Annotated in this window: 6 protein-coding genes; all 6 read left to right on the top strand. The window is 61.9% G+C overall.

What is annotated here, in order from left to right; all coding sequences use genetic code 11:
- The first annotated feature begins 3 nt into the window (after window positions 1-3).
- Window positions 4-1245, top strand: a complete 1242-nt coding sequence (locus BCM02_RS20650) for a macrolide family glycosyltransferase (RefSeq protein WP_187434330.1) — start codon at window positions 4-6, stop codon at window positions 1243-1245.
- Window positions 1242-4346 carry a cyclic peptide export ABC transporter gene (locus tag BCM02_RS20645; protein ID WP_148931032.1) on the top strand — a complete coding sequence of 1035 codons (3105 nt, stop codon included), beginning with the start codon at window positions 1242-1244 and terminating at the stop codon, window positions 4344-4346. Before BCM02_RS20650 ends, BCM02_RS20645 begins: the two co-directional genes overlap by 4 nt.
- Before the next feature lie 350 nt (window positions 4347-4696).
- Window positions 4697-8446, top strand: coding sequence for a non-ribosomal peptide synthetase (locus BCM02_RS20640; protein WP_148931031.1), 3750 nt, complete (start codon window positions 4697-4699; stop codon window positions 8444-8446).
- A gap of 14 nt (window positions 8447-8460) precedes the next feature.
- Window positions 8461-9741 (top strand): ACP S-malonyltransferase, encoded by a 1281-nt coding sequence (gene fabD, locus BCM02_RS20635; RefSeq protein WP_148931030.1) that lies wholly within the window; start codon window positions 8461-8463, stop codon window positions 9739-9741.
- 32 nt (window positions 9742-9773) lie between these two features.
- Entirely contained in the window at window positions 9774-13712 is a 3939-nt protein-coding gene (locus BCM02_RS20630) for a type I polyketide synthase (protein WP_148931029.1), read from the top strand.
- Window positions 13705-17103 (top strand): beta-ketoacyl synthase N-terminal-like domain-containing protein, encoded by a 3399-nt coding sequence (locus BCM02_RS20625; protein WP_148931028.1) that lies wholly within the window; start codon window positions 13705-13707, stop codon window positions 17101-17103. Before BCM02_RS20630 ends, BCM02_RS20625 begins: the two co-directional genes overlap by 8 nt.
- The last annotated feature ends 29 nt before the right edge of the window (window positions 17104-17132 follow it).

The raw sequence follows: 17132 nt of genomic DNA, 5'->3' as shown, positions 1-17132 counted from the left end.
CCGATGGCTAAGGTAATCTACTTTGGCGTCGACCTTCACGGTCACGTCAATCCGACGCTCGGCTTGATCCGCAAGCTGGTCGAGCGCGGGAATGAGGTCGTTTATTATTGCAGCGACGAGTTCCGCGGGAAGATAGAGCGGACGGGCGCGACGTTCCGCAGCTACCGAGGATTGCTGAATTTCGCCATGCATGAAGGATCGGGCATCGATACGTTTCTCGTGTTCGCCGATTTCATCATGGAGAAGGGCCGGCTGCTGGCGGACCGGTTGTTCGAAGAAGTGTCGGGTCTGCGTCCCGTTTGCATCATTCATGACGCGTTCGCCTATTGGGGCAAGGAGCTGGCTGCCAAGTTAGGCGTGCCAGGCGTTTCGGTATTTGCTAATTTTCCGTTCATTCATGAGATGGCGGCATCGGATCCCGGTTTCTTCATGGAGCACGTGCTGCGCGCGGGCGACGACCCGCTATACAAGAAGTACAAAGGCCATACGGACATGTATCCCAAACTGATCGAGAAAGTCTCGCGCATGATCGCACGCCGGCATGGGCTGGGCGAGGTGAACGTTATCAACGACGTGTTCGGCAGCAAGCAGCCGCTGAATTTGATTTTCTCCTCGCGGGCGTTCCAGCTGTACGAGGAAGCGTTCGACGAAAGTTACCTGTTCGCGGGTTATACAGCCGATCCCCGCGCGGATGCGGAACCGTTCCCCATGGACCGGTTGGACGGCAGGCCGCTCGTCTACATCGCGTTCGGCACGATTTTGCATGATTTAGGCGACTTGATCGAAGGCTGCATGAAGGCGTTTGGCGGAGAAGAGGTGCAAGTGGTCATGTCGGTCGGCAGACAGTTCAAGGTCGAGCAGTTGGCCGGCGTGCCGGACAACTTCCTGGTCATGCCTTACGTGCCGCAGCTGGAGTTGCTGGAACGGGCGGATGCTTTCGTTACGCACGGCGGCGCCAACAGCATCTACGAGAGTTTGTGCGCGGGCGTGCCGATGGTCGTCGTGCCGCAGGTATTCGACGAATTCATGGGCGCCTTGATGGTCGAACGGGCCGAGGCCGGCATTCGTCTGGAGAGCGAAGCGTTCGCGCCGGAACCGCTGCGGGAAGCGGTGCGCAGCGTGCTGAATGACCCGGCATACCGGATTGGCAGCGCGCGCATAGGCGATTCCTTCCGGGCGACGGGGGGACTGGATATGGCGGTGCAAAGCATCATCCACTATACGGAGCAGAGGGTTAACGCATGAAACTATTGAGACGCGCCGGAGCGGCGCTCATCGCCGCGATCATGGCGCTCGCGGCGCCTTGGGCGGCCACAGCCGCCGAAGAACCGCTGCTGGGCCGACAGGCCGAGATCGAAGCGTACATCGACGGCATTGTATCCCAGACGGATACCCCGGGGATGGCAGTGGCGATCGTGCAAGGCAACGAGACGGTATGGCTGAAAGGATACGGCAAGGCCGATATCGGCGAGAAACGGGCGGTTACGCCGGATACGCTGTTCGAGCTCGGATCGACGAGCAAGGCGTTCACCGGATTGGGTTTCCTGCTGCTGGAGAAGCAAGGTCTGCTGAATCGGGAGGATCCGGTTGCCCAATACCTGCCGTGGTTCCGCGTTACGTTTGAAGGCAAGCCGGCGGAAATTACGCTCGGACAGCTGCTGCACCATACGAGCGGGGTACCGTTCGATTCGATCGGGCGCATTCCCGCAACCGAAGCGGACGATGGCCTGGAACAAACGGTGCGAACGCTCGTCGGGCGAGAACTCGATCATGCGCCTGGCGAGGAATATTTGTACGCGACGATTAATTACGACGTGCTTGGTCTGGTCATGCAGACGGTGTCCAGACAATCATTTGAGACTTACATGCGGGAGAACGTGCTGCTGCCGCTCGGCTTAAAGCATACGTATCTGTTCCGCGACGATGCGCCGGACGCTTCCAGCGCCACGGGGTATAAATTCAAGCTGCTGCGGCCGGTCGCCTACGACGCGCCGATGTACAGGGGCAACACGCCGGCCGGTTATTACATTACGAGCGCGGCCGACATGGCCAAGTGGCTGCAAATTCAGCTCGGCCGGGTTCCGGTGCCCGAGCCGTTCGGCGAATTAGTCGCGTCGTCGCATGAGCCGGACCGGTCGGTGCCTCCGGCTTCGGACGGCTCCTCGTACGCGGCGGGCTGGAGCGTCTTCCAGAGGGGCGGCGGCGAAATTTCGCACGGCGGCAGCAATCCGAACTTCGCTTCGCATCTGGTGCTGCGTCCGGAGGAAGGGCTCGGCGTGGCGGTGCTGGCCAATATGAATACCCCCGATGCGGCTCTGCTCGGGCAAGGGATCATGAACATTCTGACAGGTCGGGAACTTCCCAAGCCGGTTGACGATATGTACGAAGGGCTCGACAACACGGCATCCGCCGCGCTCGCGCTGCTCGCGCCGGTCATGCTGCTGACGCTCTGGTTCGGCGGCAAGGCGGCCGCTCAGGCCGCAACCGGCAGAAGACGATTCGCGGGAACGCCGGCGTCCGTCATAACGAGCGTCGGCAGCCTGATCGTCTTCCTTGCCGGTCTCGGGTACTGCTTGTATCGAATTCCCGACGTCATCTACTGGGGGCTGAATTGGGCGTTCGTTCGCGTGTGGGCGCCGGAGACGCTGATCTACGCGGTATTCGCCATGCTCGCGACCGTCTTCTTGTTCGGGTTCTACTATATCGTGACGAGCTTGTTCCCGAGGCCGGACGAGAAGCCGCTGTTCATGCTGACGCTGCTCAGCATCGTGAGCGGACTAGGGAATGCGTTCATCATCTTCACGGTGAACGAGACGCTCGGCCGCGATCAGGACGTGTTCCAGGATGGCCTGCTGCTGTACTTCCTCCTCGGCATGATGCTCTATATCGTCGGCCAGCGTCTCGTGCGGCTGCGGCTCGTCCGCATCGCCAATCGGATGGTGTACCAGAAGCGGACCGAGCTGCTCGACAAACTATTGAACACCTCCTACGAGAACGTCGAGAAGCTGGAGGATGGAGCCATCGAAGCGGCGCTCAATAACGACACCGAGACGATCAGCGACGTATCCAACATCGTCATCACGGGGGCGACGAGTCTCGTGACGCTCATTTGCTGCTTCGTCTACATGGGCATCATCAGCTTCCCGGGCATGCTGGTCGCCGCCTTGGTCATCGCGTTCGCGGCGGGCATGCACTTCCTGATGGGATCCAAAGCGAATCAGCTGCTGGAGCAGACGCGCGATATTCAGAACCGATTCTTCAAATTCATACACGACTTGCGAACCGGCTTCAAGGAGCTGAGCATCAGCCGAGCCAAACGCGGCGATTTCCAAACGGACATGCAGACGAGCATCGGCACGTACCGCGACAAGCGGATCGAGAGCGATCTGCGCTTCGCGAACGTCAACGTCGTCGGCGAGTTGCTCTTCACGTTCGTCGTCGGCACGGTGGCGTTCCTGTTCCCGCTGATGTTCAAGGACCTGCAGGTCGGCGCCTGGCGCAACTACGTGTTCGTGCTCTTGTATTTGACCGGCCCCGTGCACGGGATACTCGGCACGATTCCGAATTTGTTCCGCGTGCGCGTCAGCTGGGGCCGGCTCAATCAGCTGGCCAGCCAGCTCGATGCCGTGCAGGTCGATCCGTATCTGCAGGATTCCGCTCCCGCCGCGAGCGGCGGCATTCAGATGGAGTTGCGGTCGGCCGCATACCATTATGCGAACAAGGAAGGCGAGCAGTTCGCGGTCGGACCGATCAGCTATACGTTCCGCTCTGGGGAGATCGTCTTCATCACCGGCGGCAACGGGAGCGGCAAATCGACGCTCGCCAAGATGCTGACCGGCTTGTACGCCCCTGCCGAGGGAGAGATTCTGGTCGACGGACAGGCGGTTAGTCCGCAGCAGCTCGCCCAGCGCTTCACGGCGATCTTCAGCGACTTTCATTTATTCGGCAAACTGTACGGCATCCCGCTGGCGGGCAAGGAAAAGGAGATCGATGCGTTCCTGGAGCTGCTTCATCTAGAGGATAAGGTTCAGGTGCTGGACGGGGCGTTCACGACGGTCAAGCTATCGACGGGCCAACGCAAGCGGCTCGCCTTAATGCAAAGTTATTTGGAGGATCGGCCGATCTATCTGTTCGACGAATGGGCGGCCGACCAGGATCCCGAATACCGCGCGTTCTTCTACGAGCATCTGCTGCCCGAGTTGAAAGCGAGAGGCAAATGCGTCATCGCGATCACGCACGACGACCGGTTCTTCCATTTGGCCGACCGCGTCATCAAGATGGACATGGGTCAGATCGAAGGCGGCGACGCCGCGTATCGGCCGGGTCTTAACGCCGCGATGCGGTAGCGAGCAGGAAGCGCGCGAGACGCGGGAGACGGGAACCAACGGGACAATGCTATCAGGTTAATGAAAAACGTCAACTGAAGCCACCTGTGGCCTATAGTTGACAGGCTTGTGTCTTAGGACTGAGTTTCAACACCCAATGAAGCTTTGTCCGTCAGGACAAAAGCGTGCCCCGCTCAAGCCCAATCGCCGACCGCGAATAAGTGCGCCAGCGCGAAAAAGGGAGTCCAGAGGGCAAAGCCCTATGGTTCCCCTCGGCGGAGGGGGGAAGGGGGAGGGAGCAATAAAACTCGGGTCAAAGGGCGGAGCCCTCTTAACCTGACAGCATTGACCAACGGGAAAGGACGGGTAGGATGAACGGCGAACCTACGAAGCTCGACAAATCGAACGTAGAAGACATTCTAGGCTTGACGCCGCTGCAGGAAGGTCTGCTGTATCACGCCATGACGGGCGACGACCGCCATTACGCCCAGCATCTGACGCTGCGGCTAACCGGCGATCTGGCGCCGGACGCGATCCGGCAAGCTTGGGCGCACGTGATTCAAGCGAACGACATGCTGCGGACGGTCTATCGCTGGGAAGGAATGGAGCGGCCGGTTCAGCTGGTGCTGAAACGGATCGACGTCCCGATCGAGATTCGGGATTACAGCGCCGAGATGCCGGCGGAGAGCGAGCGATTGGCACAGGAATTCCTCCGCGCGGAGCAAGAGCGGCCCTTCGATCTTCGGACGAAGCCGCTGCGCATCGCGGTTTGCAAGCGAAGCGCGCAAGCAGGCGATATGCTGATCAGCTGGCATCATATTCTGTACGATGGTTGGAGCAACGGCGTGATCATGCGCGAATTTCTCGAAGCTTACGAGTCGCTGAAGGCGGGCGCAACGCCCCCGGCGCGCGTGAAGACCGGATTCAAACAGTTTCTCAAATGGCGGCAGGCGCAAAGCAAAGCGAGGGTGCAGGCATACTGGCAGGATGCCTTGTCCGGCTTGGAAGAACGAACGTCGCTGCCGGAGCTGGCGCGCGTCGAGCGGCCGGCGCAATCCCCGGCATCTGGAAGATGTAAGATCGCGTTGGAAGACATCGCGACGCAGCGGCTATATGCGTGTTCGCGGGAGCTCCAGCTGCAGCCGGCCGTGCTGTTCTATGGCGCCTGGGGCCTGCTGCTAGGCCGCTACAGCCGATCGAACGACGTGCTGTTCGGCACGACCGTGTCGGGCCGCGTGCCGGCAATCCCCGGCGTCGAAGAGATGGTCGGCTTGTTCATCAACACCGTTCCGCTGCGGGCGCGAATGGCGCCGGATACGGTCGTCTCCGAATGGCTTCAAGCCCTGGCGGAGCAACTGCGAGAACGGGAAACGTTCGAACACGCGCCGCTGACGGACGTCACCGCCTGCAGCGGACTGGGAGCGGGACAGCCGCTGTTCGATTCGATCGTCGTCGTGGAGAATTATCCGCTTCAGCGTAATCTAGGCAGCGGAGGCGCGATGGGCATCTCGAGTTACGACATGCAGGAGAACACGCATTATGCGCTCACGCTCGGCATCGCTTTGTTCGACGGAATCGGCATCGAGCTCGCTTACGATACGGAACGCTACGGGGACGAGGCGGTCGGTCGGTTGGCGGAGCAGTACCGGTACGTGCTTGAGCAGCTAATCAGTCATCCAGGTGCCCGCCTGCGCGATGTCAAGTTGGCGACGGAGAGCGAAAGCGATCAGATTCTCACCGAATTCAACCGCTTGCGCAGACCGGCCGAATATCCAGACGCGAAGCCGTTCCACGTTCTGTTCGAACGGCAGGCGGAGCGCACACCGGGCGGCGTGGCGCTCGTGCACGAGGGGAGAGCCTTCGCATACCGCGAATTGAACGAGCGGGCGAACGGCCTTGCTCGGCGGCTGCGGGAGAAGGGCGTGCGGCCGGAGGATTTCGTGGCGATCTATATGGCCCGCTCCGAGCGATTGTTGATCGCCTTGCTGGCGGTGCTGAAGTCGGGTGCCGCTTACGTGCCGATCGATCACGAGTACGCGCCATCGCGCGTCTCTTATATGCTGCAAGACAGCGGTTCGCGGCTGCTGATCGCGGACGATCGTCCGGTGGCGCTCGACTTCGACGGCGAGACGATCCGGGTAGACGATGACGACTTCCGCGCGCATGATGATTTGAATCCGGACAATGTCTCCACGCCGCGGCAGAGCGCGCTCGTGCTTTATACATCCGGATCGACGGGGAACCCGAAGGGCGTCGTCCTTACGCACGGCAACCTGATCGCGTACGTCGAGGCTTTTCGGCGGGAGTTCGGCTTGACGGCCGACGACGTATATTTGCAGCAGGCGTCGTGCGCATTCGATCAATTCATCGAAGAGGTGTTTCCCGTATTGGCGGCTGGCGGTCGCATCGTCATGGCGCAGCGGATGGACGTGCTGGATACGTCCGGGCTCGTCAAGCTGATCGAGGACGAAGGCGTTACGATCGTCTCCGCGTCGGCGCTGCTATTGAACGAGTTGAACAAGCAGCCGGGCATGCGAGGGGTGCGCGTCTTCATCAGCGGCGGCGACGTCATGAAGCCGTCTTATATCACCCATTTGAAGCGCCATGCCAAGGTATACAACACTTACGGCCCGACCGAAGCGACCGTGTGCGCGACGTATTACCGGTATGACGGCGACGCGGACGGTCCGATTCCGATCGGCAAGCCCATTCTCCATTACCGGGTGTACGTATTGGATGAAGCCGGCCATCTCGCACCGATCGGCGTTCCGGGCGAAATCTGCATTGCCGGCGCCGGCGTGGCGCGCGGGTATTTGAACCAACCGGCGCTTAGCGAAAGCCGATTCGCGGCGGATCCGTTCGCGGCGGGCGAGCGGATGTACCGGACGGGCGACGTCGGCTCCTGGCTGCCGGACGGGAATCTGCTGTTCCACGGCCGGAACGATAACCAGCTCAAAATTCGCGGTTACCGGATCGAGCCGGGCGAGATCGAGCATCACCTGCAGCGCCATCCGGACGTAGAGGAAGCCGTAGTATTGCCGGTCGAGACCGGTTCCGGCCAGAAAAGTCTGGCCGCTTACGTGAAGTCGTCCGCCAGCCTTACCGCAGGTGGACTTCGCGCACATTTGGCCGAGCTGCTGCCCGCGCCGATCATTCCGTCCGTCTATTACCGGATCGAAGGCGTGCCAAGAACGGCGAACGGGAAGATCGACAGATCGGCGCTTCAGCGGATCGCGCAGCCGTTGACGGCAAGCGATTCTGCTGTCCGCGCCGCCAGCGAGACCGAAGCGACCATCCGCGAGCTATGGGATCAGGTGTTGGGCTCGGGCGACTTCGGCTTGGATGATCCGTTCATGGAGGTCGGCGGCGATTCGATTCGACTGATGCAGCTGCACGCCAAATTGGAGAAAACGTGCGGCGCCGGAATGCGGATCACGGATTTATTCACGCATGCGACGATCGCGAAGCAGGCCGCATGGATCGATGGCCGCCGCGAGGGAGCCGCGATGGCGGAACCGTTATTGCGTCAGCGTCTGCCCGCGGCTTATTTCGGCAGGAGCGCGCAGGCGAGCGGGTCGAGGACGATCCGCTTCCAGCTGCAGGGCGAGGTGCGGGTCGGCGTGGCGCGGCTTGCGGCGGCCAGCGGCGTGGCGCGCTACGACATTCTGATCGGAGCGCTGCTCTATCTATTGTCCGAAGCCGGGGGCAGCGGCAGCGCGGCGCTGTACACCATGTCGGTGGAAGAACACGGCTTGCTTCCGGTCACCGCGAACTTAAGCGGCATGACGGCGTTCGAACAGCTGTATGAGAGCGTGAGCGAACAGCGGAACCGCGCTGAATCGCAATCCATGCCGGTTGAACAGGTCATGAAGCGAGCTGGCCATCCTTCCGGCAATGAAGCTCTGCTATTGGCGAGTCCGGTGAACTTGAGCGGCAGGGAGGTTGAGTTATTAGGCGCGTTCGATGCGCTGCTGGTGCTGGAAGACGACGAGACGGAGCAGCGAATTAGCTGCAGCTTCGCGTTCAACGATCGAAGGCTGCTGCATGACCGCGCGCAACATTTGATCAAGAGTTACTTAGGTTTAATCCAGCAACTAACGCAAGAGAAAGTCAGGTCGTGAGAGGAGCGCGAGCGATGAGAAAACTTGCCTTATTGTTCCCGGGACAAGGCTCCCAATATATCGGCATGGGCCGATGGCTGCACGATAATCACGCTTCGGCAAGGGCGGTCTTCGAAGAGGCGGCCGATACGCTCGGCTACGATATGGCCGCTCTCGTGTTCGAGGGTACGGAAGAGAAACTGGCGAGAACGGAATACACGCAGCCGGCGCTGCTGACCGTGAGCAGCGCGGCATTCGCCGTCTACATGGAGGAAATCGGCGTGCAGCCGGCGTATTCGGCCGGACATAGCCTCGGGGAATTCTCGGCGCTCGCGGCGGCCGGGGCGCTGTCGTTCGGCGACGCGCTGCGGCTGGTCCGAACGCGGGGGCGGCTCATGCAAGAGGCTGCCGCCGAGGGAATAGGCGCGATGTGCGCCGTGATCGGAGCCAGCCAAGCGCAGACGGACGAAGCTTGCAGGTCGGCATCCGCCGCTAGCGGTCTGCAAGTCGGCGTCTCCAATTACAACTCGGCGGACCAGCTCGTTCTGTCCGGCCATCGGGAGGCGGTCGAGCAGGCGGCCGCGATATTGTCGGGTCATGGGGCCCGCACGACGTTCCTGCGCGTAAGCGCGCCGTTCCACAGCCCGCTCATGCAGCCGGCGGCAGAACGGTTCCGCGAGGAATTGGCCGCCGTCGCGTTCGGCCCGCTGAAGTGGCCGGTCCTCTCCAACGTGACGGGCGAGCCTTATCAAGATCCTGCGGATGCGGCCTTGCTGCTGACGGCGCAGCTGACGGCGCCTGTCCGCTGGCTGGACGCGATGCGTTACCTTGAGGACGCCGGCGTGTCGATGGCCGCCGAGATCGGAGCCAAGACGGTGCTCACGCACCTCATGCCGTCATGCGCGGGAACCGTCCGCGCGTTCCCGTTCGATTCAACGGAGCATCTGGAGCGGTTGCGTCAGGAGCTGGCCGCCGAGATCGCCGACGAGAAGGGCAAGCGTTCGGCGCGCAATGTCGTGACTAGATGCTTGACCGCCGCCGTCAGCACGCGGAATCGGAATTGGGACAACGCGGAATATGAACGCGGCGTACTGGAGCCTTACCGCGAGATCGCGGCGCTGCAGGAGCAGCTGGACGCGCAGGGAGAAGGGGCGCGGCCGACGGAAGCGCAGATGCGGCGAGCGCTGTCGCTGCTCAAGCGCATTTTGGATACGAAGCTCGTGCCGGAACAAGAACAGCGGGACCGGTTCCGCGACATCTTGGCGGACACGCGAACCGAAGCGCTGTTTCCGGAATATTTGAATCCGGGCGCTTGATTACGGGCAGGCGAGAGAGGAGGGAGACGCGCGTGGACTTTCAGTCGTTGAAGCTGGACGGCTTGCTGTTCGAATCGGACGATGGCATCGCGTTTGAAGACCAGTCCGATGAAGACATTGCCATTATCGGCATTTCGCTCAAGCTTCCGCTTGCGGAGACGGTCGAGCAATTTTGGGCGAATTTATGCGCCGGCCGGGATGCCGTCCGCCCGCTGCCTCCGGAACGCAAAAAAGACACCGACCGGTATTTCTCGTTCGTGGGCAGACCTCTGGATCAGATCCCGTATGGGGAGGCCGCGTATGTCGAGGACATCGACAAATTCGATTATCCGTTCTTCAAGCTTTCGCCGAAGGAAGCGAGCTTGATGGACCCGAATCAGCGCGTATTCCTGCAGACCGCCTGGCATGCGCTGGAGGACGCGGGTTACGGCGGGACGGCGCTGGAAGGCAGCCGCACGGGCGTCTATCTCGGCTACGGTTCGGATGCCGATTACAAGGCGATGATCCACGCGGTCGAGCCCGAATCGTTATCGCTCGCGGTGGCGGGCAACGTCCGGCCGATCATCGCGAGCCGCCTCTCGTATTTGCTGAACTTGCGAGGGCCGAGCATGGTCGTGGACACGACCTGCTCGTCGTCGCTCGTCGCCGTTCATCTGGCGTGCGGGGCGATCCGGGGCGGCGAATGCGAGATCGCGCTGGCCGGCGGCATTCAGCTCCATCTGCTGCCAGTTCGCGAAGCCGAGGTAGGGATCGAATCGTCGACGGCTCGGGCCAGAACGTTCGACGACGCGGCGGACGGCACGGGGACCGGGGAAGGCGCGGCCGTCGTCGTGCTCAAGTCGTACGCGAAGGCGAGGGCGGATCGGGATACCGTCTACGCGGTGATCCGGTCGAGCGCGGTGAATGCAGACGGCCGCTCCGCCGGGTTGACCGCCCCGAACGCCGAGGCGCAGGAGCAGGTCATCGCGGACGCATGGGAGCGGGCAGGCATCGATCCGCGGTCGATCGGCTACGTGGAAGCGCACGGCACCGGCACGAAGCTCGGCGATCCGATCGAGATCGACGGACTCGCCCGCGCGTTCCGGCGCTATACGGACCGCAAGCAATTTTGCGGCGTCGGCGCGCTGAAGAGCGGGATCGGTCATCTGGACAGCACGGCCGGCATCGCGGGGTTGATTAAGGCGGCGCTCTCGCTCCGGTACCGGAAGCTTGCGCCGACCTTGCACGTCGACCGTCCGAATCGGAATATTCCGTTCGCGGATTCGCCCGTCTACATCGTCGACCGGCTGACCGATTGGCCTGCGGGCGAGGAGAAGCGAAGATGCGGTGTCAGCTCCTTCGGCATCAGCGGCACGAACTGCCATGTCATTCTGGAAGAAGCGGAGGAGGACGGACGCTCGGTTGGCACCGGAGAAGATGGCGCGCAAGTTGTGACGAAGCCTGAGGATGCCTTCGCGTCACGGCCGCGATTGTTCGTGCTGTCGGCCAAATCCGAATCGGCGCTGCGCAAGCTGATCGAGAGTTACGATGATTTCGTTAATAGGCATCCAACCGTAAATGTTGATGATCTATGCTACACCGCAAGCATGGGCAGAGGCCATTATGAATATCGCGTGGCTGCCGTAGTCGGAAGCGCGGCCGAATTGGCCGGCTTGCTGGAGAAGGCGAGGGCGAATGACGTGCCCGTTGCCATGCGCCAACGATGGGTGGCAGGCATGCCAGGACGGGAAGCGGGTGCGGATGAACATCTCGTCGACACGCATAGCAGCGGTTCGCCAGCGCGGATCGACGACGCGATGGAACGCTACCTCGCATCCGGCAAGCGGGACGAGTCGAGCCTAGCGAGCCTGGCGCTGGCCTATGCGCAAGGCGCCAACCTCGATTGGGAGATGATGTACCGGCGCGAGAGGCGCTGCCGCATCCGGCTGCCGCTCTACCCGTTCGATCCGCATCGGTGCTGGCTGCGCATCCCGGCCGTTCCCTCCGGAGACCGGGAAGCAAGCGACAGCATGTTCCACACGCTCACTTGGGAACGAGGGGCGCATGATAGGGCTAGCGCAGATGATCGCCGTCCGGCGCACGCGCTGCTGTTCAAGGACAACCGCGGTTTGTCTGCTTCCTTAGCGGCGCTGTACCGGAAGTCCGGCACGCGCGTGACGGAGGTAGAGTTCGGTTCGTCGTTCCACAGCGCCAGCCCGGAACGGTACACGATCGGGGAGCGGGAGTCGGATTACGAAGCCTTGATCCATGCGCTGGACGGCGCCGGTATCGACGCGATCGTGCATGCAGGAGCGTTCTCGGGGTGCGGGGCTGCGGACGAGGCAAGCGCGGCGACGGACCGGCTGGCAAGAGGGCTGCGAAGCGTGTTCATGCTCGTCAAGGGGCTTGCGGCGGCCGGATGGTCGAGCCCGCTCGAGATGGCCGTCTTGACCGATCGCGCGCACGGCGTCACCGAGGCACAGGGTTCGGTTGTTCCGGAACATGCCGCGCTGATCGGATTGTGCAAGGCGGCCATATGGGAATACCCGTGGCTGACGATCCGCTGCATCGACGCGGATCCGGATGCCGAAGCGGTGTTGTCCATATGGCCGGAACTCCGATCGGCGGCGGAGGAATTCGCGGTCGCTTACCGAGAGGGGGGGCGATACGTGCAGCGGCTCGTCCCGTTACCTCAGCATCACGAGAGACAGGCAACCTCGCTGAGAACGAATGAAGGCGTGTGCCTGATTACCGGCGGGCTCGGCGGCATCGGCCTGCATGTCGCGGCCCAGCTTGCCGCGCAATCGGCTGCGGGCATCAACCTCGCGCTGCTGTCCCGAACCGGACGGATCTCCCTGTCGGACGATTCTGGCGTGGAGAAGGAGAACCGCAAAGTTCGGAAGGCCATAGCCGAACTGGAGCAGCTTGGCGCGCGCATAGACATCGTGCAGGCGGACGTGTCGGACGAGAGGCAGCTTGGGGAAGCCGTTCAAATGCTTCGCGAGCGGTACGGGCGCATTGCGGGCGTGGTTCATGCGGCCGGAGTGGCGGAAGGGAACCGGATCGGCGACCTCGAGGCCGACATGCTGGAGCGGGTGCTCGCGCCGAAGATCCAAGGCACGATGCTGCTGGATCGCCTGACGGCGCCTGACGAACCGGATTTCTTCGTCCTCTTCTCGTCGGCGATCACGTTGATCGGCGGCGTCGGGTCGGGACCGTATACGGCGGCCAACGCTTACATGGACGGTTATGCGGAAATGCGGGCAAGAACCGGGAAGCGGACTTTGTCCATCGGCTGGCCTTCGTGGCTGGACACGGGACTATCGGAAGGGGCGGACATTGACGAGAGCAAAGAGCTGTTGGCGGTCATAACGGCAGGGCAGGGCATGGAAGCGTTCAGCCGGGCATTGGAATTGCCCGAACGACATATCGTGGTCGGACGCTTGAATCTGCAGAGCGATCTATTCGCGCTCGGGAATCGCCTTCCTTTCAGGCTATCCGGGTACGACGCGCAGACCGACGCGGTTAACCAAGGAGCTTCCGGCGCCTCGGCAGGCCAACCAAGCAAGACGAATCCGGCGTTCGCGGGCCGTGTACCGGTAACGTACCCGGAGATCGAAGTCGCCGTCACGGATGCGTGGCGAAGGGTTCTCGGCTATGAACAACCGGATGTCGGCGCGAATTTCTTCGACATCGGCGGCGATTCGATCTCGATCGCGAAGGTGCTTGCGCATCTGGAACCTACATTCCCGGGAAGGCTCGCGATATCAGATCTCTTCACGTACCCGACGATCGCCAAGCTGTCCGGATATTTGGCGGATGCAAGGAAGGATAACCCGCGGAGCGGAACGAAGGCGCAAGCCATGCTACTGGCTCCGGACTCGCAGTTCGAAGCCGCCGTCATGGAGTTATTCGAGGAGCTCGAGCAAGGCAGCCTCAACGTTGACGATGCGGTGAACCGATATTACGGGCTGGAGGTGACCAATGGATAATCCGGTGCGCCTCATTATGGAGCAAGTCGCAAGCGGACGCATGAAGAAGGAAGACGGGCTCGCGCTTCTCAAGACGTTGAAGCGGCAAGAACCGGGGCAAGGCAAGGAGATTGCGATCATCGGCATGTCCGTCAAGCTTCCCGGCGCGAATGACATCGACGAGTTATGGGAGCGGCTTACCGGAAGAGAAGATGCGATTCGGCCGCTGCCGCCCGACCGTCAACGGGACAGCCGTCCGTTCGTGCAGGCTTTCACGGCTTTGCGCGCGGAAGACGCCGCGTACAGCCACGGCGGATATTTGGACGAGGTAGACCGGTTCGATTACGGCTTGTTCCAGCTATCGCCCAAGGAAGCCGCCCTGATGGACCCGAACCAACGGCTCTTCCTCGAAGCGGCTTGGGAGGCGATCGAAGACGCTGGCTACGGGGGACGCCGGATCGAGGGCACGCGGACGGGCGTGTATCTCGGCTATGCCGATTGGCCGGTCTACGGTCAATATATATCGAAACATCAACCGGCCGATATCGGAACGGCGAGCATCGGCAACACGCCGTCCATCATGGCCAGCCGCATCTCGTACCTGCTCGATTTGCAAGGACCGGCGTTCTTGGTCGACACCGCATGCTCCTCGTCGCTAGTCGCCATTCATCTGGCTTGCATGGCCATTCGCGGCGGCGAGTGCGACATGGCGATCGCCGGCGGCGTCAAGTTGTGCCTCATGCCGGTGGATGGGGTCTTCGAGATCGGCATCGAATCGGCAGCCCGGGTGACCCGGACGTTCGACGACCGCGCGGACGGCACCGTATGGAGTGAAGGGACGGCGGTCTATCTCCTGAAGCCGCTCGATCGGGCGCTGCGCGACGGCGATGCCATTCATGCGGTCATCAAGGGCAGCGCGATGAACAACGACGGCGCTTCTGCCGGCATCACCGCCCCGAACGCGGCCGCGCAGGAACGGTTGTTGACGCAGGCGTGGAAGGACGCCGACGTCGATCCGGCGACGATCGCGTATGTGGAAGCGCACGGAACCGGCACCCGGCTGGGCGATCCGATCGAGGCGGACGGTTTGACGCGAGCGTTCAGGCGATATACCGATCGCCGGCAATTCTGCGCGATCGGATCGGCCAAGTCGAACATCGGCCATCTCGATGCGGCTTCCGGCGCGGCAGGGATGGCGAAGGCAATCGCCGCGCTGAAGTACAAGGCGATCCCGCCGACGCTTCATTTCTCGATGCCGAACCGCAACATCGCCTTCGAGTCGTCGCCGCTCTATGTGAGCGACAAGCTGGAGCCATGGGCGAGCGAGGGACCGAGGCGATGCGGTGTCAGCTCGTTCGGGTTCAGCGGCACGAACTGCCATCTGGTGCTGGAGGAAGCTCCGGCCCCCCCGGCTGGCGAGCTGTTGGAAGCGGCCGATGAGGCCGAGCTGCTGGCGCTATCGGCGAGAGGGCCGATCGCGCTCCAAGCGCTGATCGGGCGTTACGTGTCCGACTTGCCGAGTAATCCGGCGACGCTTCGTCAACTATGCTACACGGCGAACACGGGGCGAGGACGGCACGGGACGCGCTTATCCATCGTGGCTCGCGGCAAGGATGAGCTGCGCGCCAAGCTGAAGAAGCTGCTGGAACAGGGAGTGACGAGTTACCCAGAAGAAGGCATCTATTATGGAGATCGCAGCGGGCGATTGGCCCGACAGCGGATCGGCGACACGCCTGCTCCGGACGTTGCAGCTTCGCGCGATCCCTCTCTTTCGGCGGCTGTCGGCGAAGATCCATCTACCGATCGAAACAAGCAACGTGATGACGCCTGCGATCAGGCGGCCAGGCAGTTCGTGCAAGGTATCGAACCGGAGTGGGACTTGCTTTATGGGAGTGAAGCGATTCGCAAAGCGCGGGTGCCGCGCTATCCGTTCCAGCGTTCGAGATGCTGGCTCGCCTCTGCGCCTGAAACGGCGGAGACGCATGCCGGTCCAACGTCTAATTCGAAGATGGCCGATACGCTGCCGACGTCTGCCTCGGTCGTCTTAACCGGCAGGGACGATGGCGCGTATACGGATGCGGAGCGGCTCCTCGCCGGCATATGGGCCGACTTGCTCGGCCACGAGACGCTGCACCTGGACGACGACTTCTTCGACCTTGGCGGCAATTCGATTCTCGCCATCCGACTGGAAGTCGAGGCGGAACGGCGGGGTAAGCCGTTGCCGACAGACGCGCTGAACGAGAACCGGACGCTGCGCCGAGCGGCCGCTCATATTGCGGCCGACGAGACGCTAATTGCCGTGAAGCCTTCGGATGAGCAGCGGGTTCTCAGCGAACCGGAAGGGATAGGTCCGAGTACCGTAGTCATCGCCGGCATCGAACCGTTCAACGACCTCTATTACCGCAGCTGCCTGTACAACTCGATGTTCCCGGCCGTTCGCAAGTTCGGCGGCAGCATTCTCCCTTTTCTGCTGAACGATCTGATTCTCTATCGGTTGGCGGAGACGGTAGACTGGCATCGGCTGGAAGTCGACTATGAGTCGGTTCAGCCGCTGGCCGGCGTGCTTCGTGACATGGGGCTGGCAGCCGAACCTTATTCGGACGGCGCGAACCTCATCGATACGCTTCGGCGTCATATCGGCCAAGGTCATCCGGTCGTCGTATGGGTGGACAGCTATTACGAATCGATCCGCAAGGACGCTTACTTGAAGCAGCATATCGATCATACGCTGCTCGTGTACGGCTATGACGAGGAGCAGGAGCTGTTCCATATCGTCGAGCACGACCGAAGAGAAAATTTATCTTATCGCGCGCGTACGCTGCCATACTCCGAACTCGCTGCCGCGGCGGAAGGGTTCGCGGACCGCTATTTATTTAACGGCGAGCATCAGGTGACGCACTACGTGATGCGCCGGACGAAAGAAGCCGGAAGCGAGCTAGGCCAACCGTCAGCGGCGAGGGCGGAAGCTGAACAATTAATCGATCTGACTCGCTCCCGCTTCGCGCTGAACCAGCTGATGCACCAAGGCAAGTTGGCGGAGAGCATGAAGTCGCTGCGTCGATACGCGGCATGCTTCCGTCACCTCGTCACGGACGAGGAGAAGCTGAAGCCGGCGCTTGCGGATCTCGTGCAGCAATTGAACGATATCATCCTAGCCAAGCAGGTGGAGCATTACCGGCTGTCGCATGCCTTCAATCCCGAAGATCCGCTTGCCGCGCTTGCATGGACCGTTCAGCAGCAGTGGGATACCGTCCGCAAAGGGCTGGTCCGCTATCTCTACCTGCCCGTCTATCAGTCGGAGGCGATGCGGCAGCTCGCGGATCGTGTCGATGCGGCGTGCCAGGCCGAGACGCAGTTGCGCGATCTGCTGCTGGCCCGCTTGGAGACATGTCTTATTGAAACGACCGTATAGAGGTTGGACACGACCGTATAGGAGGAATT

Origin of the sequence: Paenibacillus methanolicus (assembly GCF_008124765.1) — a bacterium.
GTDB classification, from domain to species: Bacteria; Bacillota; Bacilli; order Paenibacillales; family Paenibacillaceae; genus Paenibacillus_Z; species Paenibacillus_Z methanolicus.
Note: the sequence above shows the minus strand (reverse complement) of the source record. Positions and strands in the feature narration are given on the sequence as shown.

Bases quoted from the DNA above. Each gene is read 5' to 3' on its own strand.
- BCM02_RS20650 (WP_187434330.1), top strand. From the start codon at position 4: ATGGCTAAGGTAATCTACTTTGGCGTCGACCTTCACGGTCACGTCAAT.
- fabD (WP_148931030.1), top strand. From the start codon at position 8,461: ATGAGAAAACTTGCCTTATTGTTCCCGGGACAAGGCTCCCAATATATC.
- BCM02_RS20625 (WP_148931028.1), top strand. From the start codon at position 13,705: ATGGATAATCCGGTGCGCCTCATTATGGAGCAAGTCGCAAGCGGACGC.
- BCM02_RS20645 (WP_148931032.1), top strand. From the start codon at position 1,242: ATGAAACTATTGAGACGCGCCGGAGCGGCGCTCATCGCCGCGATCATG.
- BCM02_RS20640 (WP_148931031.1), top strand. From the start codon at position 4,697: ATGAACGGCGAACCTACGAAGCTCGACAAATCGAACGTAGAAGACATT.